This window comes from Methylosoma difficile (assembly GCF_054657615.1).
The window spans coordinates 370078-388062 of record NZ_BAAHYJ010000001.1 but is presented as its reverse complement, the minus strand read 5'-3'; the positions used below and the strand labels follow the sequence as shown (position 1 = coordinate 388062).

General features: G+C 50.2%; 18 protein-coding genes. 14 read left to right on the top strand and 4 right to left on the bottom strand.

The genetic code is table 11. The features are described from left to right. The first annotated feature begins 136 nt into the window (after window positions 1-136). The gene (locus ACYQ1O_RS01950) at window positions 137-985 is read left to right on the top strand and encodes an HvfB family MNIO-type RiPP peptide maturase (protein ID WP_459989909.1); all 849 of its coding nucleotides are present in this window, start codon (window positions 137-139) and stop codon (window positions 983-985) included. After that, entirely contained in the window at window positions 966-1736 is a 771-nt protein-coding gene (locus ACYQ1O_RS01945; protein WP_459989908.1) for an HvfC family RiPP maturation protein, read from the top strand. Before ACYQ1O_RS01950 ends, ACYQ1O_RS01945 begins: the two co-directional genes overlap by 20 nt. 55 nt (window positions 1737-1791) lie before the next feature. Here ACYQ1O_RS01945 and ACYQ1O_RS01940 read toward each other — a convergent pair whose 3' ends face one another. The 3 genes from ACYQ1O_RS01940 to lptF form a co-directional block, all read right to left on the bottom strand. After that, window positions 1792-2247, bottom strand: a complete 456-nt coding sequence (locus tag ACYQ1O_RS01940; protein WP_459989907.1) for a hypothetical protein — start codon at window positions 2245-2247, stop codon at window positions 1792-1794. A 159-nt stretch (window positions 2248-2406) separates the two neighbouring features. Then, window positions 2407-3474 (bottom strand): LPS export ABC transporter permease LptG, encoded by a 1068-nt coding sequence (gene lptG / locus ACYQ1O_RS01935; protein ID WP_459989905.1) that lies wholly within the window; start codon window positions 3472-3474, stop codon window positions 2407-2409. Then, window positions 3471-4610: an LPS export ABC transporter permease LptF gene (lptF, locus tag ACYQ1O_RS01930; RefSeq protein WP_459989903.1), complete on the bottom strand. Its 1140-nt coding sequence runs from the start codon at window positions 4608-4610 to the stop codon at window positions 3471-3473. The genes lptG and lptF overlap by 4 nt, the downstream gene beginning before the upstream one ends. A gap of 124 nt (window positions 4611-4734) precedes the next feature. Here lptF and ACYQ1O_RS01925 point away from each other — a divergent pair, with 124 nt between their 5' ends. The 4 genes from ACYQ1O_RS01925 (at window position 4735) to ACYQ1O_RS01910 (ending at window position 9125) form a co-directional block, all read left to right on the top strand. Beyond that, complete coding sequence (locus ACYQ1O_RS01925) at window positions 4735-6228, top strand: leucyl aminopeptidase (RefSeq protein ID WP_459989901.1); 1494 nt, start codon at window positions 4735-4737, stop codon at window positions 6226-6228. Further along, window positions 6221-6649 carry a DNA polymerase III subunit chi gene (locus tag ACYQ1O_RS01920; protein WP_459989899.1) on the top strand — a complete coding sequence of 143 codons (429 nt, stop codon included), beginning with the start codon at window positions 6221-6223 and terminating at the stop codon, window positions 6647-6649. The genes ACYQ1O_RS01925 and ACYQ1O_RS01920 overlap by 8 nt, the downstream gene beginning before the upstream one ends. Window positions 6650-6715: 66 nt before the next feature. Then, a complete protein-coding gene (moaA, locus tag ACYQ1O_RS01915) occupies window positions 6716-7723 on the top strand; it encodes a GTP 3',8-cyclase MoaA (protein ID WP_459989897.1) in 1008 nt (335 codons plus the stop codon). 118 nt (window positions 7724-7841) lie between these two features. Continuing rightward, window positions 7842-9125, top strand: a complete 1284-nt coding sequence (locus ACYQ1O_RS01910) for a DEAD/DEAH box helicase (protein ID WP_459989896.1) — start codon at window positions 7842-7844, stop codon at window positions 9123-9125. Window positions 9126-9194: 69 nt separating this feature from the next. Here the strand turns inward: ACYQ1O_RS01910 and ACYQ1O_RS01905 are convergent, their stop codons facing one another. Continuing rightward, entirely contained in the window at window positions 9195-9593 is a 399-nt protein-coding gene (locus tag ACYQ1O_RS01905) for a hypothetical protein (protein ID WP_459989894.1), read from the bottom strand. 211 nt (window positions 9594-9804) lie between these two features. Between ACYQ1O_RS01905 and purM the strand changes: the two genes are divergently transcribed. From purM to hisS, 8 genes are all read left to right on the top strand, one after another. Next, a complete protein-coding gene (gene purM / locus ACYQ1O_RS01900; protein ID WP_459989892.1) occupies window positions 9805-10851 on the top strand; it encodes a phosphoribosylformylglycinamidine cyclo-ligase in 1047 nt (348 codons plus the stop codon). A gap of 235 nt (window positions 10852-11086) precedes the next feature. Continuing rightward, the gene (gene yajC, locus ACYQ1O_RS01895) at window positions 11087-11440 is read left to right on the top strand and encodes a preprotein translocase subunit YajC (protein WP_459989890.1); all 354 of its coding nucleotides are present in this window, start codon (window positions 11087-11089) and stop codon (window positions 11438-11440) included. 52 nt (window positions 11441-11492) lie between these two features. Further along, window positions 11493-13343 carry a protein translocase subunit SecD gene (secD, locus tag ACYQ1O_RS01890; protein WP_459989888.1) on the top strand — a complete coding sequence of 617 codons (1851 nt, stop codon included), beginning with the start codon at window positions 11493-11495 and terminating at the stop codon, window positions 13341-13343. Window positions 13344-13394: 51 nt separating this feature from the next. Beyond that, window positions 13395-14321 (top strand): protein translocase subunit SecF, encoded by a 927-nt coding sequence (gene secF / locus ACYQ1O_RS01885; protein WP_459989887.1) that lies wholly within the window; start codon window positions 13395-13397, stop codon window positions 14319-14321. A gap of 87 nt (window positions 14322-14408) precedes the next feature. Continuing rightward, window positions 14409-14840 (top strand): nucleoside-diphosphate kinase, encoded by a 432-nt coding sequence (gene ndk / locus ACYQ1O_RS01880; RefSeq protein WP_459989885.1) that lies wholly within the window; start codon window positions 14409-14411, stop codon window positions 14838-14840. Next, entirely contained in the window at window positions 14824-15945 is a 1122-nt protein-coding gene (rlmN, locus tag ACYQ1O_RS01875) for a dual-specificity RNA methyltransferase RlmN (protein ID WP_459989882.1), read from the top strand. Before ndk ends, rlmN begins: the two co-directional genes overlap by 17 nt. Beyond that, window positions 15917-16675 (top strand): type IV pilus biogenesis/stability protein PilW, encoded by a 759-nt coding sequence (pilW, locus tag ACYQ1O_RS01870; RefSeq protein ID WP_459989881.1) that lies wholly within the window; start codon window positions 15917-15919, stop codon window positions 16673-16675. The genes rlmN and pilW overlap by 29 nt, the downstream gene beginning before the upstream one ends. Before the next feature lie 14 nt (window positions 16676-16689). Next, the gene (gene hisS / locus ACYQ1O_RS01865; protein ID WP_459989879.1) at window positions 16690-17976 is read left to right on the top strand and encodes a histidine--tRNA ligase; all 1287 of its coding nucleotides are present in this window, start codon (window positions 16690-16692) and stop codon (window positions 17974-17976) included. The last annotated feature ends 9 nt before the right edge of the window (window positions 17977-17985 follow it).

Sequence of the window (17985 nt, the reverse complement as noted above, 5' to 3'; positions counted from 1 at the left end):
GGTAGATGAGGGCGGTAGCCCTCATCGTTACGGATGCCGTTAAGCTAAGCTGTTCAGGTTCGCGAAGTTGACCACGGATGGCTTAGCTTAACGGCATTTCATTGTTGCCCCTTCCTTTTTATCAATAGGTGTTCATATGGACACAACCCAAAACTTAATACATGGCGCGGGTTTAGGCTTACGCCGCTCGTTTTTGACGGAAGTGGTCGAACAACCGTTGGATGTCGGCTTTTACGAAGTCGCCCCCGAAAACTGGATTACCCTCGGCGGCAGGCTGGGCAAGCAATTCCGCGCCCTCACCGAACGCCACGATTTTATCTGCCACGGCTTGTCCTTATCGCTAGGCAGTACCGATGCGCTCGACGAACAATTGGTGTTGTCGGTCAAACAGTTTATGCGCGAGCATCAAATCAAACTGTACAGCGAACATCTGAGCTATTGCAGCAAAGAAGGCCATTTGTACGATCTGCTGCCCATTCCGTTCACGTCTGAAGCCGTTACCCATGTTGCCGCCCGCATCCGACGCGTACAAGAGCTGTTAGGCCAGCGCATCGCCGTCGAAAATGCCTCTTACTACGCGGCGATGGGTCAGGAAATGAGCGAAATCGACTTTTTTAACGCCGTGGTTGCCGAAGCCGATTGTGACATTTTGCTCGACATCAACAATATTTACGTCAACAGCGTCAACCACGGTTACGATGCCGAAGCCTTTTTGCGGGCAATACCGGCGCAGCGCGTCAGCTATGCGCATGTGGCTGGGCATTATGTGCAAGCCGATGATTTTCTGGTGGACACCCACGGTGCAGAAATTATTGATCCCGTCTGGAAGCTATTGGGCAAAGCTTATGAACTGTTCGGCGTTTTCCCCACCTTGCTGGAGCGCGACTTCAATATTCCGCCCATGTCCGAATTGATGCGCGAAGTGGGCATCATCAAAACCATGCAAAACGCTTGGAGCAAGCAACATGCACAGCAGTCTGCCTAATCCTGAGCGGGTCGATTTTGCTGCCAAACAGCGCGAATTTACCGACTACATCCGCGATCCGGACAACAACCCGCCGCCAACCGATGCGCCGCTGGAGCGTGTGGCGGTGTACCGCGAATTGCTGTTCAACAACATCAACGGCTTTTTAAGCAGCAATTTTCCGGTGTTGTTTTCATTGTTGGAAGCGGAACAATGGAACGCGCTGGCACAAGATTTTTTTGTCAAACACCGCTGCGAGTCGCCGTATTTTTCCGAAATTCCTGAAGAATTTATTGCCTACCTGCAAAACGAACGCAACCAAGAAGGCGATTTTCCGTTTTTAGTGGAATTGGCGCATTACGAATGGGTGGAAATGGCTTTAGCAATCAGCAAAGACACGCTGGCGATCAATGCCGACTACGCCAACTTGGCGGCACGCACGGTGGCCTTATCGCCCTTGGCTTGGCCTTTGGCCTATCAGTATCCAGTCCATAAAATCGCCCCAGAATTTATCCCCGACAGCGCACCGGACCAGCCGACGTTTTTGGTCGTCCACCGCAATGCCGCCGATGATGTGGTGTTTATCGAAGTTACACCCATGACTTACCAGCTGCTGGCGATGATCCAAGCGCAAGAGCAGGTTGTTGCCGGTGATTGTTTACAGCAAATGGCGCAAGCATCAGGCCATCCGAACCCGGAGCTGATTGTGGCTGGTGGCTTGCAAATTCTTGACGAGATGGTGGCGAAAAATATTATTGCTGTGGTGGCTTAGGGTTTAGCTATTCCGCCATTCCGACAATACTGCGGTAATGGCGGATTAAAACGGATTATTGCTGATGGACAAAGCCGTGGTCTTTGGGTGGGGTTTTTTCTTGCAGGCAATGGTAGGCTGCGCTATCGAATTTAATTTGTAACGAACGCGGGTTTTCGTGTTCGTTCAGGTATTTTTCGGCTTCTTGGTTGGTCAGGTCCTTCATCATGTATGTGGCAATGCACATGCAAGGTTTGGTGAAGCGTTCTTTATCAATATCAGGATTGATGGAGTTTTTGGTTTCGCGCTGTACGCATTGGTCGGCAAAGGCGTGTTCAAACTTGTGTTTTTGCACATCGGTGACCGGTACGTCGTGGCTGTGGTCGAACGGGTTGTGCGCTTCTTCAATTTTGGCGGGCTGGGCTTTGGCGGCTTTTTCTTCGTTATTGTCCGAGCAGGCGTTCAGTGTTAACGCCAGCGCAATGCCCGTGAAGAGGGTGATAACGGATTTTGGGGTTGCTTGTTTTTTCATAGGGCTGATTCTAGTGGGTTAGGGCAAGGTTCAAAGCTTGCAACATTGCGCCTTAGAACCAGTAACTGCCGAAATAGCTTTAAAACTTTAGCATTTTATACGCTTGATTAAAACTCATTCAACGAGATAAGCGGCTGTTTACTTGCCGCCGACCTGTTGTTAACGCAAACGCCGAATAGCTAAAAGCGACAAGCCCAACACTAACAAGCTGGGCAACGCAGCGGTCATGATGGGGTTAAATTCTTTAATCAGGCCCAAATGGGCAAAGCTCATGTCCAGCACGTTAAAGCTCATGCCGATGACCACGCCGATCAAAATCCTTGCGCCAGAACTGATGCCGCGTTTGACGCCAATCACAAATGGCGTGGACACCATTAGCATCACGAAAATCACCAGCGGGTTGACAACGCGCCCCCAGAAGGCCAGTTCGTATTTTTGCGATTTTTGGTGGTTGGTTTTTAAAAAAGAAATGTAGGTGGCCAAATCGTAGAGCGATAAGTTGTTGGCGTTGACGACTACAATTTTTAGCAAATCGGGGGCGATGGACGATTGCCACAGCTGTTGCGCTTGGCTTTGGGCTTGGATTTGCGAGGTAGAAATCGTCGAGCTGTTGATGTTTTGCAGTTGCCAGTCATTTTTGCCCAAGTAAATGGCTTGTTCGGCATGGGTGGAGCGGGCCAGCTGTTGTTGGTCGTCCAATTCGTAAATGCTGATGTCGGACAGTTCGCCATTGTCTTCAATGCTTCTGACATTGATAAATTGCTTGCCTTCGCGCAACCACAGGCCATTTTTGCTGCTGACGGTCAGCTGCTTGTTGTTCGCCGTCATCCTTACGGTTTGTGCGCGTGCGTCGGCATCGGGGGCGACAAACTCGCCCACGCCAATGGCAACAGCCGCCATCACTACGCCCGCCAGTAAAGTGGCGCGGATAATGCCAAATATTGACAAACCTGCTGCCCGCAGGGCAATCAGCTCGTTATGGTTAGCCATGTTGCCCAGCGCAAACAAGCTGCCTAACAAGGCTGAGGCTGGCATTAGTTCGTAAAAAACAGTCGGCGAGGTGAGCAAGACAAAATAAAAAGCTTCAGTCAGGCCATAGTTTGCTTTGCCGATGTCGTCAAGTTCGTCGCTAAAGGTAAACAAGTCGAACAGCGTCAGTAGCAATAGCATGGCGACTGCTGAGCTTTTTAGCACTTCGAAGACAATGTAACGTGTGGATGTTTTCATGCCGACACCTTGCCCAATGCCCTAAGCCATAACCAACGCCAGCCGTAAAACCGCCCAAGCAAGGCTGCTGCGATAAGCACTAAGAAGGCGTTGACCGCAAAGCCGCCCAGCCATACCGCCATTGAGCCGTTGGCAACCCACAATTGGCTAAGCCGGACAAAGTTGCCGTAGCTGAAATAAATTAAAAAACCAATCAAGATGTTGCCGTAAGTGCCGCCACGCGGGGCGACTTGGGCTAGCGGCACTCCAACAAATGACAGCAGGAACAGGCTCATCGGGATGGATAATCGGCGTTGCAATTCTGCGGTGTTGTTAATGTTGCGGCTATTCCATAAGGCATCAACCGCCATGCCGGCAAGCCTGCTTGAATCCAAATTGGCTTCTTGGCCTGCTATGCGCACGGCGTACTCCCTAAATTCTTCGATGGTGTAATTGAGTTGTCCGGGCAGACCTTGCACGCGCTGCCCGTCGGTAAAAACAATGTAGCGGCCTTCGGGCAAGTCCTGCAGGGTTGCCGAACGTGCGCTGATGACCGCTTGCTTGCCGGTTTCGCGCTGCTGCACAAACACTTGGTGCATGGTTTTGTCTTTGCTGATGCTTTCCACGTAAAAAATCAGCTCGCCTTGGCTGTAATCGCTAAACTTGCCGGCAGCGATACCGCGCAAATCGGCACTTTGTTTGCCTTGTTGGTAGATTTTTTCCATTTGTGTTTCCGCCCAAGGTGCTGCGTAGAACGAGCACCAGCCGGTAAACAGCGTGAGCGGAAAAATCACTAAAAATACGGCGCGGTAGATGACGCTGGCACCGCCGCCGGCGGCAAAAATGGCGGACATTTCTTGGTCGCGGTACATTCTGCCCAAGACCATCAGCACCGCCATAAACACGGCGGGCGGTAACAGGGTGACGCCGATAGCCACTGTTTTTAAGCCCAGCATGGTCAACAGGACATCGTTAGGCACTTGGCCTTGCACGGCTTTGTCTAAAACCCTGACAAATTCGCGGCTGACGATAATGACGACAATCACCGTCCAAACCGAGAGCAAGGTCGTCAACAAATCTTGGGCAATCATTTTGTCCAAGACGCTCAGCAGTGGCTTTGATCGGCGTCCCTTGGCTTTGGGGGGCTTTGTTGACAAGCTTAACTCCTCGATGATAATCATTACTGATGTATAATTTTAACAACAAGCACAGGCGGCAACGGCTAACAGCCCTTTAAATCAAGCTGCATTTCCCACTTAACCCCAACCACACGAAATTGATATGGACTATTCTATAGAAACCGCGCCCTTAGAAAAACTGCAATCTGACTGCATCATTGTCGGTGTTTATCAGGACAAGCACCTCAGCCCTGCCGCCGACGCCATCAACACCAGTACCCAAGGCATGGTCAGCCAGCTTTTGGAGCGTGGCGATTTAAGCGGCAAAAATGGCGAAACTGTCCTTATTAATGTGGCACCTGGCAGCCACGCCCGCATTTTAGTCGTTGGCCTTGGCGAACATAAACCGCTCAGCACCAAAAACTTCTGCAAAGCATTGGCAGCCGCGGCGCTTAGTTTAAGGAAAACACCCGTGAAACATGCCGTTTCGACGCTTGCTGAATGCGCGGTTACTGATGCCGATTGGAACTGGAAAAGCCGTCAAACAGTGCAAGCTTTTGCCGACAGCGTCTACCAATACACGCACACCAAATCGGATAAAGCCACTGAAAGCAAGTTGGAAAAACTCAGCATCACTGCACCAGAAGCGCAGCTGGCTTTCGCACAAACCGGAATGGCGCAAGGCGTTGCCATTGCAGAAGGTATCAGCCTGACCAAATTCTTGTCCGACTTGCCCGGCAATATCTGCACACCTAGCTTTTTAGCCGAACAGGCCAGCCAAGTTGCCAGCCAATCGGCACAGATGACCGTCACCATTCTTGAAGAAGCCGATATGGAAGAATTGGGCATGGGGTCATTCCTATCGGTTACTCGCGGCAGCCGTGAACCCGCTAAGCTGATCTGTCTGCACTACCAAGGCGCTGCCAGCAGCGAAAAACCGATTGTCTTGGTGGGCAAAGGCTTAACGTTTGATGCAGGCGGCATCTCGCTAAAACCCGGCCCTGGCATGGATGAGATGAAGTATGACATGTGCGGCGGCGCGGCGGTGATCGGCACATTAAAAGCCGCTGCACAAATGCAATTGCCGTTAAATGTCATTGGCTTAGTGCCTTCTTCTGAAAACCTGCCTGATGGCAACGCCAACAAACCGGGCGATATTTGGACCAGCATGGCGGGCAAAACCATCGAAATCCTCAACACCGATGCCGAAGGCCGTCTGATTTTGTGCGATACGCTCACCTATGCCGAACGCTTCAACCCCGATGTGGTCATCGACTTGGCAACCTTAACCGGCGCGTGTTTGGTCGCCTTAGGCCGCATCCCCAGCGGCTTGTTGGGCAACGATGACGACCTGTGCCAAGACTTGCAAACCGCCAGCGAAACCGCCAACGACAGCATCTGGCGATTGCCGTTATGGGAAGAATATCAGGAATTGTTGCAGTCCAATTTTGCCGACATGGCGAACATTGGCGGCAAAGATGCCGGTACGATTACCGCCGCCTGCTTCTTGTCGCGTTTCGCCGAAAACTTCCGTTGGGCGCATTTGGACATCGCCGGAACCGCTTGGCGCAGTGGTCAGAACAAGGGCGCAACAGGCCGTCCGGTACCCTTGTTATGCCAATACTTGTTAGATCGGGCCGTCAAACTCGATGCCTGACATTAGCTTTTATGTGCTGCCGAGCGCCGAACAAGCGCAGCGGCACTTGTTTGCTTGCAAGCTGCTCGAAAAAGCCTACCGTTCCGGACATTTTTGTTATGTGCTGACCGATACGCCCGAGCAAAGCCAAGCCTTGGATGACTTGCTTTGGACGTTTCGGTCGGGTAGTTTTATTCCCCATCAAGTGTTTGCTGGGGAATTGCCCCGTTTGCAGCAATGCATACTGATTGGTCAGCAACAGCCGCCGGATGCTTGGCTGCACACCGTGTTGAACCTGTCCTCGCAATGCCCCGATGATTATCAGCGCATCGGGCGCATCTTAGAAATCCTTGATGATGGCGAAACCACCAAAGTGGCAGGGCGGCAGCGTTATCGCCATTATCAGCAAGCGGGTTTTGAACCTACAGTCCATAAGCTTTAAGCATGGGCTTTATGTCGTTGATTAAAGCCGTGGTAAGATGTCCGGCTTCGTTTTTGTGAAAGGCTTATGACCAATACCGAAAATCCAACGCAATTGATCGACCGCTTCGGCAGGGTTGTTGATTATTTGCGGATTTCCATTACCGACCGTTGTGATTTCCGTTGCGTGTATTGCATGGCGGAAGACATGACCTTCCTGCCGCGCGCGCAAATTTTATCGCTGGAAGAAATTTATACGCTGGCAAAAGCTTTTGCCGAACTGGGAGTAAAAAAAATCCGCATCACCGGCGGCGAACCTTTGGTCAGAAAAGGCGCATTGGAATTGCTGCATAACATCGGCAGCATAGAAAGCTTAAAAGAGCTGGTTATTACCACCAACGGCTCGCAGCTGGAAACCATGGCGTCGTCTTTAAAAGCGGCGGGTGTTAAGCGCATTAACATTAGTGTCGATACTTTAGATGCCGACAAATTTAAAGCCATCACCCGTACGGGTGATTTGCACCAAGTGATCCGCGGCATTCAAGCGGCCAAAGCGGTGGGGTTCGAGCGCATCAAGATCAACGCCGTGATCCTAAAAGGCCGTAACCATACTGAAGTCTGCGATTTGGTGCAGTTTGCCGTTGATAACGGCATCGACATCAGCTTTATCGAAGAAATGCCGTTGGGCGTGGTCAGCCAGCATGACCGTTCTGGGGCTTATTATTCCAGCGATCTGATTAGAAAAGACTTGGCCTCACAATTTAACTTGCTGTCCAGCACCGAAAAAACCGGCGGTCCGTCCAACTACTTTGTGGTGGCGGGAACGGCAACGCGGGTGGGTTTCATTTCCCCGCACAGCGAAAATTTTTGCAGCACCTGCAACCGCGTTCGCTTGACGGTTGAAGGCCGCTTGTTGCTCTGTTTGGGCAATGAGCATTCCGTTGATCTAAAAGCCGTGCTGCGTGAGCATCCTGGCGATGGTGCGGTTTTAAAACAAGCCATTATTGATGCCATGCACATCAAGCCCGAAAAGCACGAATTTAATATCCACGAACAGCCGGTCATTTTGCGGTATATGAACATGACCGGCGGCTAAAAGCCGTTTTTGTTTCTTTTTAGGGATGGCATCTTTGCTCAGGTTGCCTGACCACATCACCCCATTATCTAGGTTGTCCGCAACAGACGGACAACCTGTTATTTTCCAGAGGATTCCCATGTCATTTGCACAACTCGGTTTGTCCGACGCACTGCTCCAAGCTGTTGCCGAACAAGGCTACACCGACCCAACGCCCGTTCAAAGCCGCACGATTCCGTTGATTCTTGACGGTAAAGACGTGTTGGCAGGCGCGCAAACCGGTACAGGCAAAACCGCCAGCTTTACTTTGCCGCTGTTACAACGGCTTGCCGAAAATCACGACATTAAGCAAAAGCCACGCAAGCTGCGCGCGCTGATTTTGGTGCCGACCCGCGAATTGGCGGCACAGGTGTTTGAAAGCGTGAAAACTTACGGCATGTATCTGCCATTCCGCACCGAAGTGGTGGTCGGCGGTGCCAGCATCAATATGCAAACCCGCAATTTGCGCCACGGTTGCGATATTGTCGTCGCTACGCCGGGTCGGTTGATCGACCATATCAACCAGCGCAACGTGAATTTGTCGAACATTGAAATGTTGGTGCTGGATGAGTCCGACCGCATGCTTGACATGGGCTTTTTGCCGGACATCCGTAAAATTATGGCGTTGATCCCCAAGCAACGGCAAAGTTTGTTGTTCTCGGCAACCGTTTCTTCGGCAATTAAATCGTTGGCGGCACAATTGCTGAACAATCCGGTTGAAGTGGAGGTTGCTAAGCCTAATGCCACAGCCAGCAACATCACCGAACGCGTCTACGGCATTCCCCGCGAATACAAGCGCGAGTTGCTGTCTTATTTGATTGGCAGCAACAATTGGAAGCAGGTGCTGATCTTCGTCCGCACCCGTCACGGCGCCGATCGTTTGGAGCAACAATTGATTTCAGACGGCATTCGCACCACTGCGTTGCATGGCGACAAAACCCAAGGCGCGCGCAACAAGGCTTTAGAGCAGTTTAAAAACGGCAAAGTCACCGCCTTGGTGGCTACCGATGTTGCCGCCCGTGGTTTGGATATTGACGACTTGCCGCATGTGGTCAATTTTGATTTGCCACAAGTGCCGGAAGATTACGTCCATCGCATAGGCCGCACCGGACGAGCAGGCGCCAGCGGCGAAGCGATTTCGCTGGTTTGCCCTGAGGAGGCTTATATGCTGGTCGAAATTGAAAAGTTATTGAAGCGCGAGTTGCCGCGTGTTGCTGACACGGGTTACGAGCCGGTATCGTTAAAAGTGTTTGATGCACCTAAAAAGCGCGCACCTAATCCGAGTACCGGTAAAAAAGATTATCGCCACAGCAAAAAACCTGCGCCAAGGCGCGGTGGAGCCAAACCGGAAACGGGTGGCGGCAGACGGGGAAGAGGTCGATAGTGATATTTGATGGGCAAGACCTTTCTGTAAACAACCGAAAGGTCTGCTTATCTCTGGCAAGAAGGCGCGTTATTTTTTCTCGGCAACTTTAACCAGCCAGCCATCTTCGCTATGGCAGCCCAAGATGGCTTTGGCGGAAACATTAATCCTAACGAATTGACCATTGAGTTCGGCGGGGAGTTTGGCTTTAATTTTATGGAAGCTGCTGTTGCTTTCAACGGTATAGGGCAGCGGTTTGCCTTTGGCGATCATTTTGAGGGTGCTGGGGTCTGTCCAAACCGATACTTTAAAAAATAGTTCAGATTCTGGCTCAATTTCCACCAATGCCGGTTTTTCATATTCGGTCAGGTTAAAGTCGGTGAATTTTGGTTTTTTGCAGATTTTTTCTTGTTCTTCAGGTGTGTAGGCAAAAGCCGAAGTTGTCAGTGCCAGTAGCGTGCAGGTCAGTAGCAGTTTTGTTATTTTCATTGTTATCTCCTCTATAAATGGCTAGGTATTATTTTTATATCACCCAACGATATACCTGTTTTTTTGTTATACCCAAGCCACTTTAATTTTTTTTGCCTTGAAATACAACTGATTCGTATTTGGCAACGACTAAGCTAACCGGCGGCTCGGACAAAAGGATGCAGGTCTTGTACAATAAGCGCATTTTTAGATTGATTAAGAGAGCCCCACCTTGAACGCATCCCAACCTGAAAGTCTCAACTACAAAAGTGCAGGCGTTGATATTGCCGCCGGCAATGCTTTGGTCGAACGTATTAAGCCCATTGCGGCCCGTACCCGTACTGCGGGTGTCATGGCGGGTTTGGGCGGGTTCGGTTCATTGTTTGAACTGCCTTTAGACCGCTACCAACAACCGGTGCTGGTGTCCGGTACGGACGGCGTGGGTACAAAATTAAAGCTTGCGATAGATATGGGCGTGCACCACACAGTGGGTATCGACCTTGTTGCCATGTGCGTCAACGATATTATTGTGCAAGGTGCAGAGCCTTTGTTTTTCTTGGATTATTTCGCAACCGGCAAGCTGGATGTCGATACCGCCGCCGCTGTCATTGAAGGCATCGGCAAAGGTTGCGAGCTGTCGGGTGCGGCGCTGGTGGGTGGCGAAACTGCCGAAATGCCGGGCATGTATGCCGATGGCGAGTACGATTTGGCGGGCTTTTGTGTCGGCATTGTCGAAAAAGCCAAAGCCCTGGACGGCAGCCAAGTTCAGGTCGGTGACAAACTGATCGCAATGGCTTCTTCCGGGCCGCATTCCAATGGTTACTCGTTGATCCGCAAAATTATCGCCCACAGCGGCGCCAACTTAAGCGATCCGTTTGACGGCAAAACCTTGGGCGAAGCCTTGTTGGAACCTACCCGCATTTATGTCAAAAATCTGTTGGCCTTGTTGGAAAAAGTGCCGGTACACGCTTTGGCGCATATCACCGGTGGCGGTTTGACCGAAAACTTGCCGCGTGTTTTGCCGGAAGGCACAAATGCCCGCATTGATTTGGCAAGCTGGCAATTTCCGCCGATTTTTCAATGGCTGCAACAGCAAGGCAATGTTTCATTGGACGATATGCTGGTCACATTTAACTGTGGCGTAGGCATGATCGTTTGCGTTGCCCAGCAAGATGAGCAAGCCGCTTTGGCGGTTTTGGCGTCATTAGGCGAAAATGTGTTCAGTATCGGCGAAATTGTCGCCGCCGAAGGCAAGCCAGAAGTTCGTTACAACGTTTAATTCCCCAAAAAATCCCGAAACAGGCCACATGCTTGTTTCGGGCTTGCCAATCCCGCACCGCAAAGGGATTCTGCCGCTCCTCCCCGTCGTGTGTCCTCCAAAAGCCAGCCAATGGCATCCTTCGCGGACTTTTTCCGTTTTAGCCTGTGATTTTTGTCAACTAAAAGGCAAACCGCCGCAGTCTATGGCATAATGGGCGGATTTTTAAATCACTATAATAAAAATGAGGACAATCATGAGTTTATTTATCTCTGACGCGGTTGCCGCAGCGGCACCGGCAGCGCAGCAACCTGGTATTGAAGGCATGCTGTTTCCGCTGGCTATCTTAGTGTTTTTCTATGTGCTGTTTATCCGCCCACAAGCCAAGCGCACCAAAGAGAAAAAACAGATGGTTGCCGCCCTCAACAAAGGGGTTGAAGTGGTCACTTCAGGTGGTATTTTGGGCAAAATTGCCGATTTGGATGATAACTTCGTCAAAATTGAAATTGCTGACAACACTTTTATTTACGTGCAACGGCACAACATTGAAACCATGATGCCTAAAGGCACTTTCAAAGCCGTTACCAAAAAAGTGACTTTAGACAAATAATTGGGCAGCTGCCAGCCGCGCAAAAACAGCTTTATATTGTTGGAATAAGCAAATGCAAAACCATTTCCCTCTTTGGAAAAATCTCCTCATCCTGAGTGTTTTTATCATCTCGCTGATTTACTCGTTGCCCAGCTTGTATGGCGAAGACCCATCGGTACAAATTTCTTCCGTCAACAGCCAAAAGTTAGGCCAAGACAAGGTCGCCGAAGTGGAGGCCGCCATCAAAGCGGCCGGTGTCACCGCCAAAGCCTTTGAATTTAAAGACGACCGAATTCTGGTGCGCATGAACAACACCGACGACCAATTAAAAATCGCCGATTTGTTGCGTGACCAATTGGGCAAATCCATGACCGTCGCCTTAAATTTGGCGCCCACTACGCCCGCTTGGTTGCGGGCGATTGGCGCGCAATCGATGTATTTGGGTTTGGACTTGCGCGGCGGGGTGCATTTTCTGCTGGAAGTGGATATGGATGCGGCGGTTAAACAAGCCGAAGAGCGTTATGTTGATGATGTGCGTTTGGCGCTACGCAACGAAAAAATCCGTTACTTGGGTGTCGTTAAGGATAGCGGCTATATCAAAGTCACTTTGAAAGGCCCGGAAGATAAAGCGGGTTTGCTGTCGTTGCTGGATAAAGACTTTCACTTGACGTTAGACGTTAAAGAACCAGAAGAGCAAGACCAAGTCTGGCTAAAAATCTCCGAATTACAGGAAAAAGAAATACGCAAACTGGCAGTCAGCCAAAACATGACCGCCTTGCGTAACCGTGTTAACGAGCTGGGTGTCGCTGAGCCGGTGATCCAACAACAAGGCGAAAGCCGCATTGTGGTGCAGTTGCCAGGCGTTCAGGACACCACCCGTGCCAAAGAAATTTTGGGTACGACCGCCACCTTGGAATACCGCTTGGTTGACGTTGAACACGATGTGATGAAAGCCGTAGAAGGTCATCCGCCTGTCGGCAGCCGTTTGTATTACGATAAAAATGGCGGCCCCATTTTGTTGGACAAACGCATTATTGTCACCGGCGACCAAATTGTCGATGCCTCTTCCGGTATGGACGAAGACGGTCGTGCGGCGGTGTTTATCTCGCTCGATGGCGCAGGCGCGGCAAAAATGGGCAAGCTTACCCAAGCCAATGTCGGCAAGCCGATGGCGGTGGTTTTTATTGAGTACAAAGTGGAAACCAAAACGGTCAACGGCGAAAAAGTCCGCCACAAAGAAAAAGTCGAAAAAGTCATCAGCGTTGCCACTATTCAAGGCGTGTTCAGCAAACGCTTCCAAACCACCGGTTTGGATAGCCCGCAAGAAGCACGCAACCTGTCTTTGTTGTTAAGGGCGGGCGCGTTGGCAGCTCCGGTGGATATTGTTGAAGAGCGCACCGTTGGCCCAAGCTTGGGTCAAGACAATATCAACAAAGGCTTCCAATCGTTTATCGTGGGCTTTGCGCTGGTTGTGCTGTTCATGGCGGTTTACTACAAATTGTTCGGCATGATCGCCAACATGGCCTTGGCCTTTAACGTGGTGATTGTGGTGTCGATTTTGTCGATGCTGCAGGCCACGCTGACCTTGCCGGGTATTGCCGGTATTATCCTTACTGTGGGTATGTCGGTGGATGCTAACGTTTTGATTTTTGAGCGCATTAAAGAAGAAATTCGGGCCGGCAACGCGCCCCAGACCGCCATTTTTATCGGTTACGAAAAAGCTTTCGCCACTATTATCGACTCGCATGTCACCAACTTGGTGGTGGCGATTGTGCTGTTCGCCTTTGGTACGGGTTCGGTTAAAGGTTTTGCGGTCACGCTGATTATCGGGATTTTGTCGTCGATGTTTACCGCTGTTACCGGTACCCGAATGGTGATTAACTGGATTTACGGCAGCCGTCGGGTTGAGAAATTGTCGATATAGTTTGGCCTTTACCAAACTTTGGGCTTCATGCATTTAGATAAAGATCAAAATATGAAAACAACCAATATAAATTTTATAGGCAACCGCAACATCGCCATGGCCTTTTCGGGGCTGTTGATGGTGATTGCCATCGTGTCCTTTTTCACTAAAGGCTTATTGATGGGCATCGACTTCACGGGCGGCACTTTGATTGAAGTCGGCTACTCGCAACCTGCCGATTTGACAGTGCTGCGTAACACCTTGGACGAAGGCGGTTTTAACGATGCCACCGTACAGAACTTTGGCACCTCAAAAGACGTGCTGATCCGTCTGAAATTGCAAGAAGGTGTCAGCAGCGCCGACTTGAGCGCGAAAGTGTTGGATGCCATCAACAAAAACACAGCCGAACCCGCCAAATTGCGCCGCGTTGAATTTGTCGGCCCGCAAGTGGGTGATGACTTGGCCCAAGACGGTTTTTTGGCTTTGCTGTATTCGTCCATCGGTATCTTGGTTTACGTGGCTTGGCGCTTTGAATGGAAATTCTCCACCGGCTCCATTATTGCGACCCTTCACGATGTGGTTGTTACCTTGGGCGTGTTCTCGGTGTTCCAGTTGGAATTCGACCTGACCGTATTGGCGGCAATCTTGGCCTTGATCGGTTACTCGCTCAACGACACCATCGTTGTCTATGACCGTATCCGTGAAAACTTCCGCTTGCTGAGAAAAACCAGCACCGAAGACATCATGAACATTTCCATCAACGAAACGCTAAGCCGTACCATCATGACTTCATTAACGGTCATCTTGGTGCTGGTATCGTTGTTTTTCTTAGGCGGAGAAGTTATCCATAACTTCTCGTTGGCCTTGTTGTTTGGCGTATTCTTTGGTACGTATTCATCAATCTTCATTGCCAGCCCGATGGCGTTGATTTTGGGCATTAGCCCTGAAGATTTGCTGATTCCTGTCAAAGAAGGCGCGGACATTGACAATACACCCTAAGCCAGTGGCAGCGGGTTTCTAAATCAGCCCGCGCATCGGCTATAATGCAGACTTCCTTAACCTTAACAAAACCGGAGACAAACCCTCATGGCAATCGAACGTACTTTTTCCATCATCAAGCCTGACGCCGTTGCAAAAAATGTGATCGGCGAAATCTACAGCCGTTTCGAAAAAAATGGTCTGCAAGTTGTGGCAGCAAAAATGTTGCACATGACCCAAGCCCAAGCAGAAGGCTTCTACGCTGAACACAGCGAACGCGGTTTCTTCAAAGATTTGGTTGCGTTCATGATCTCAGGCCCTGTGATGATGCAAGTATTGGAAGGCGAAAACGCCGTGTTGAAACACCGCGAAATCATGGGTGCCACTAACCCAAAAGAAGCGGCTCCAGGTACTATCCGCGCCGATTTTGCGGTTAGCATCGACGAAAACGCCGTTCACGGCTCTGATGCCTTAGCCACTGCTGAACGCGAAATTGCTTACTTTTTCTCAGCTGAAGAACTTTGTGCTAGAACCCGCTAAAACCAAAGCGATCAACTTGCTGGATTTCGACAGAAAAGGCCTGATGGCTTTTTTTGTCGGGATGGGCGAAAAGCCGTTCCGCGCCACGCAATTGTTGAAATGGATTTATCATGAAGGGGTTGAAGACTTCGATCAGATGTCTAACCTCAGCAAGCCTTTGCGCGCCTATTTGCAGGCAAACTGCATCATTGCTACACCGGAAATCGTTGTTGAGCAAATCGCCAGTGACGGTACCCGTAAGTGGGTGCTGCAAACCGACTGCGGCAATCGGGTGGAAACCGTCTTTATTCCCGAAGAAAGCCGTGGCACCTTATGCGTGTCTTCGCAAATTGGCTGCGCCTTGGCCTGCACCTTTTGTTCCACCGCCCAACAAGGCTTTAACCGTAATCTCAGCACCTCTGAAATTATCGGTCAGGTCTATGCCGCGCAAAAACGCTTGGGCAGTGCTGGAAAAATCACCAATGTGGTGATGATGGGCATGGGCGAGCCTTTGCTGAACTTTGATAACGTGGTGGCCGCCATGAATCTGATGATGGATGATTTCGGCTTTGGTCTGTCCAAGCGCCGCGTCACGATCAGCACTTCGGGCGTTGTTCCCGCCATGTACCGATTGACCGAAGTTTGCGATGTCAGCCTTGCGGTATCCTTACATGCTGTCAGGGATGAATTGCGTGATGAGCTGGTACCCATCAATAAAAAATACCCGTTAAGTGAGCTGATGGAAGCTTGCCGCGAAAATGCCAAACTCGCACCGCGCCGTACGGTCACCTTTGAATATGTCATGCTCGATGGCATTAATGATTCGATGGCGGACGCCGAGGGATTGGTCAAATTGCTCGAAACCGTCCCATCAAAAATCAATCTGATACCTTTTAACCCGTTCCCGAATTCACCTTACCGTTGTTCCAGCAACAACCGTATCAACCATTTCAAAAACTATTTGAATGAGGCAGGGATTGTCACCACCGTACGCAAAACCCGGGGTGATGACATTGATGCCGCTTGCGGGCAATTGGTCGGACAAGTGCAAGATAAAAGCCGTCGGCATCTTAAACTGAAATTAGCGGAGTCTGAACGTGCAAATACCATTGACCAAACGGTTTAAGCTTAAACATTTGTTCTTGGCAGGGGTTATCGCCTCTTTATTGGCCTGTACGACCACTACCGAGAAGAAGGAATCTTCCGACGTCTATATGCAGCTGGGCGTACGTTACCTGAATATGAATAAGCTGGAGCTTGCCAAAGAAAACTTGGAAAAAGCCGTGGCGGCAGATTCCGGTAATCTTCAAGCCCATAATGCCTTGGCATTTTTGTACGAAAAAATTGAAAAATACCCGCTAGCCCAAGAACATTACCAAAAAGCCCTATCCATCAACCCCGATGATTTGGGCATACAAAACAATTACGGGCGCTTTTTGTGCGAACGTGGTGAAATGGAAAAAGGGTTGGCTTTATTAAACAAAGCTTTAGGTAATTTATTAAACGATCGCGCGTGGCTGGCGCTGACCAATGCCGGCATTTGCCAAATACGTATGGGCAACCGTTCGGCGGCGAAAACCTATTTCAAGCAAGCTTTGTTGCTTAATGACGCCTACGCACCGGCGTTATTGGAAATGTTAAAGATCAGCTACCTCAATAAGGCATATTGGCCTGCCAAAGGCTTCTTGCAACGATACGTGCAGGTCGCTAACCATAATGCCGAATCATTATGGTATGCCATGCAAACCGAGGTTGCTATCGGCAATCCGGGTCAAGCGCGGGTGTATCAGAACCTGTTATTGGAAAAGTTTCCGTTTTCCAAAGAAGCCAAGCAATTTGGTGCGGTAAAGAATTAATATCACAAGATTTTATGGCAAATAACATTCAAGCAATCCGCGGCATGCACGACGTGCTGCCCGAGCAAACTCCCCTTTGGCAATACGCCGAACAAGTCATCCGCGAGGTTTTGGGCGCGTATGGCTACAGTGAAATCCGCCTGCCGATTGTCGAAAAAACTGAGCTGTTCAAGCGTTCCATCGGCGAAGTCACCGACATTGTTGAAAAGGAAATGTACACCTTTGAAGACCGTAATGGCGATTCCTTAACCTTGCGCCCCGAAGGTACGGCAGGGTGCCTGAGGGCTTGCCTTGAACATGGCTTATTGAACGGTCAAGTGCATCGTTTGTGGTATTACGGTCCGATGTACCGCCACGAACGCCCACAAAAAGGCCGTTATCGTCAGTTTATCCAATTGGGTGTCGAAACTTACGGCATGGCGGGCCCTGATATTGATGCCGAGCTGATTGTGCTGATGGATCGTTTATGGAAGCGTTTGGCAATCCGCGACAAAGTCAAATTGCAACTCAACTCGCTAGGTACGGTCGCCGAGCGGCAAGTGTACCGCGAACGCTTGGTGGCGTATTTCCAAGACCACGCCGCGCAGCTTGATGAAGACAGCCAACGTCGCCTATTGACCAATCCTTTACGCATCTTGGATACCAAAAATCCGGCAATGGCTGAGTTGGTGGCGAATGCCCCTGCACTCATGGATTACTTAGGCGCAGATAGCTTGCAACATTTCCAAAGCATTACGGCTTTGCTTGATGATTTGGGAATTGGCTACGAAATTAACCAACGCTTGGTGCGTGGTTTGGATTACTACGGCAAAACGGTATTCGAATGGGTCACTGATGAACTGGGTTCGCAAGGCACGGTCTGTGCTGGCGGGCGTTACGACGGCCTGATTGAACAATTGGGCGGCAAAGCCAACCATGCGGTCGGATTTGCCATGGGTATCGAGCGGTTATTGGCCTTAATGGAAACGGTTGGTGATTATCCACTGGCAAAACCGGTGGACGTGTTCATGATCCGAGTCGGCGAAACGGCTGAAAAAGTGGGTCTGCGTTTTGCCGAACAACTGCGCGATGCGTTGCCTGCCTTAAAGTTACAAGTCAATTGTGGCGGTGGCAGTTTTAAAAGCCAATTTAAAAAAGCCGACAAAAGCCATGCCGATTTTGCCCTGATTTTAGGCGACGATGAAGCGGCGCAAGGCGTCATTGGTTGCAAATCTTTACGCATCGAGGCACCACAACAAACCTTAAGTCTGGAACAAGCCATTGCCTTTTTAGGCGAACATTTTCAAAACCGTGCTGTTTAAGCCGGTATC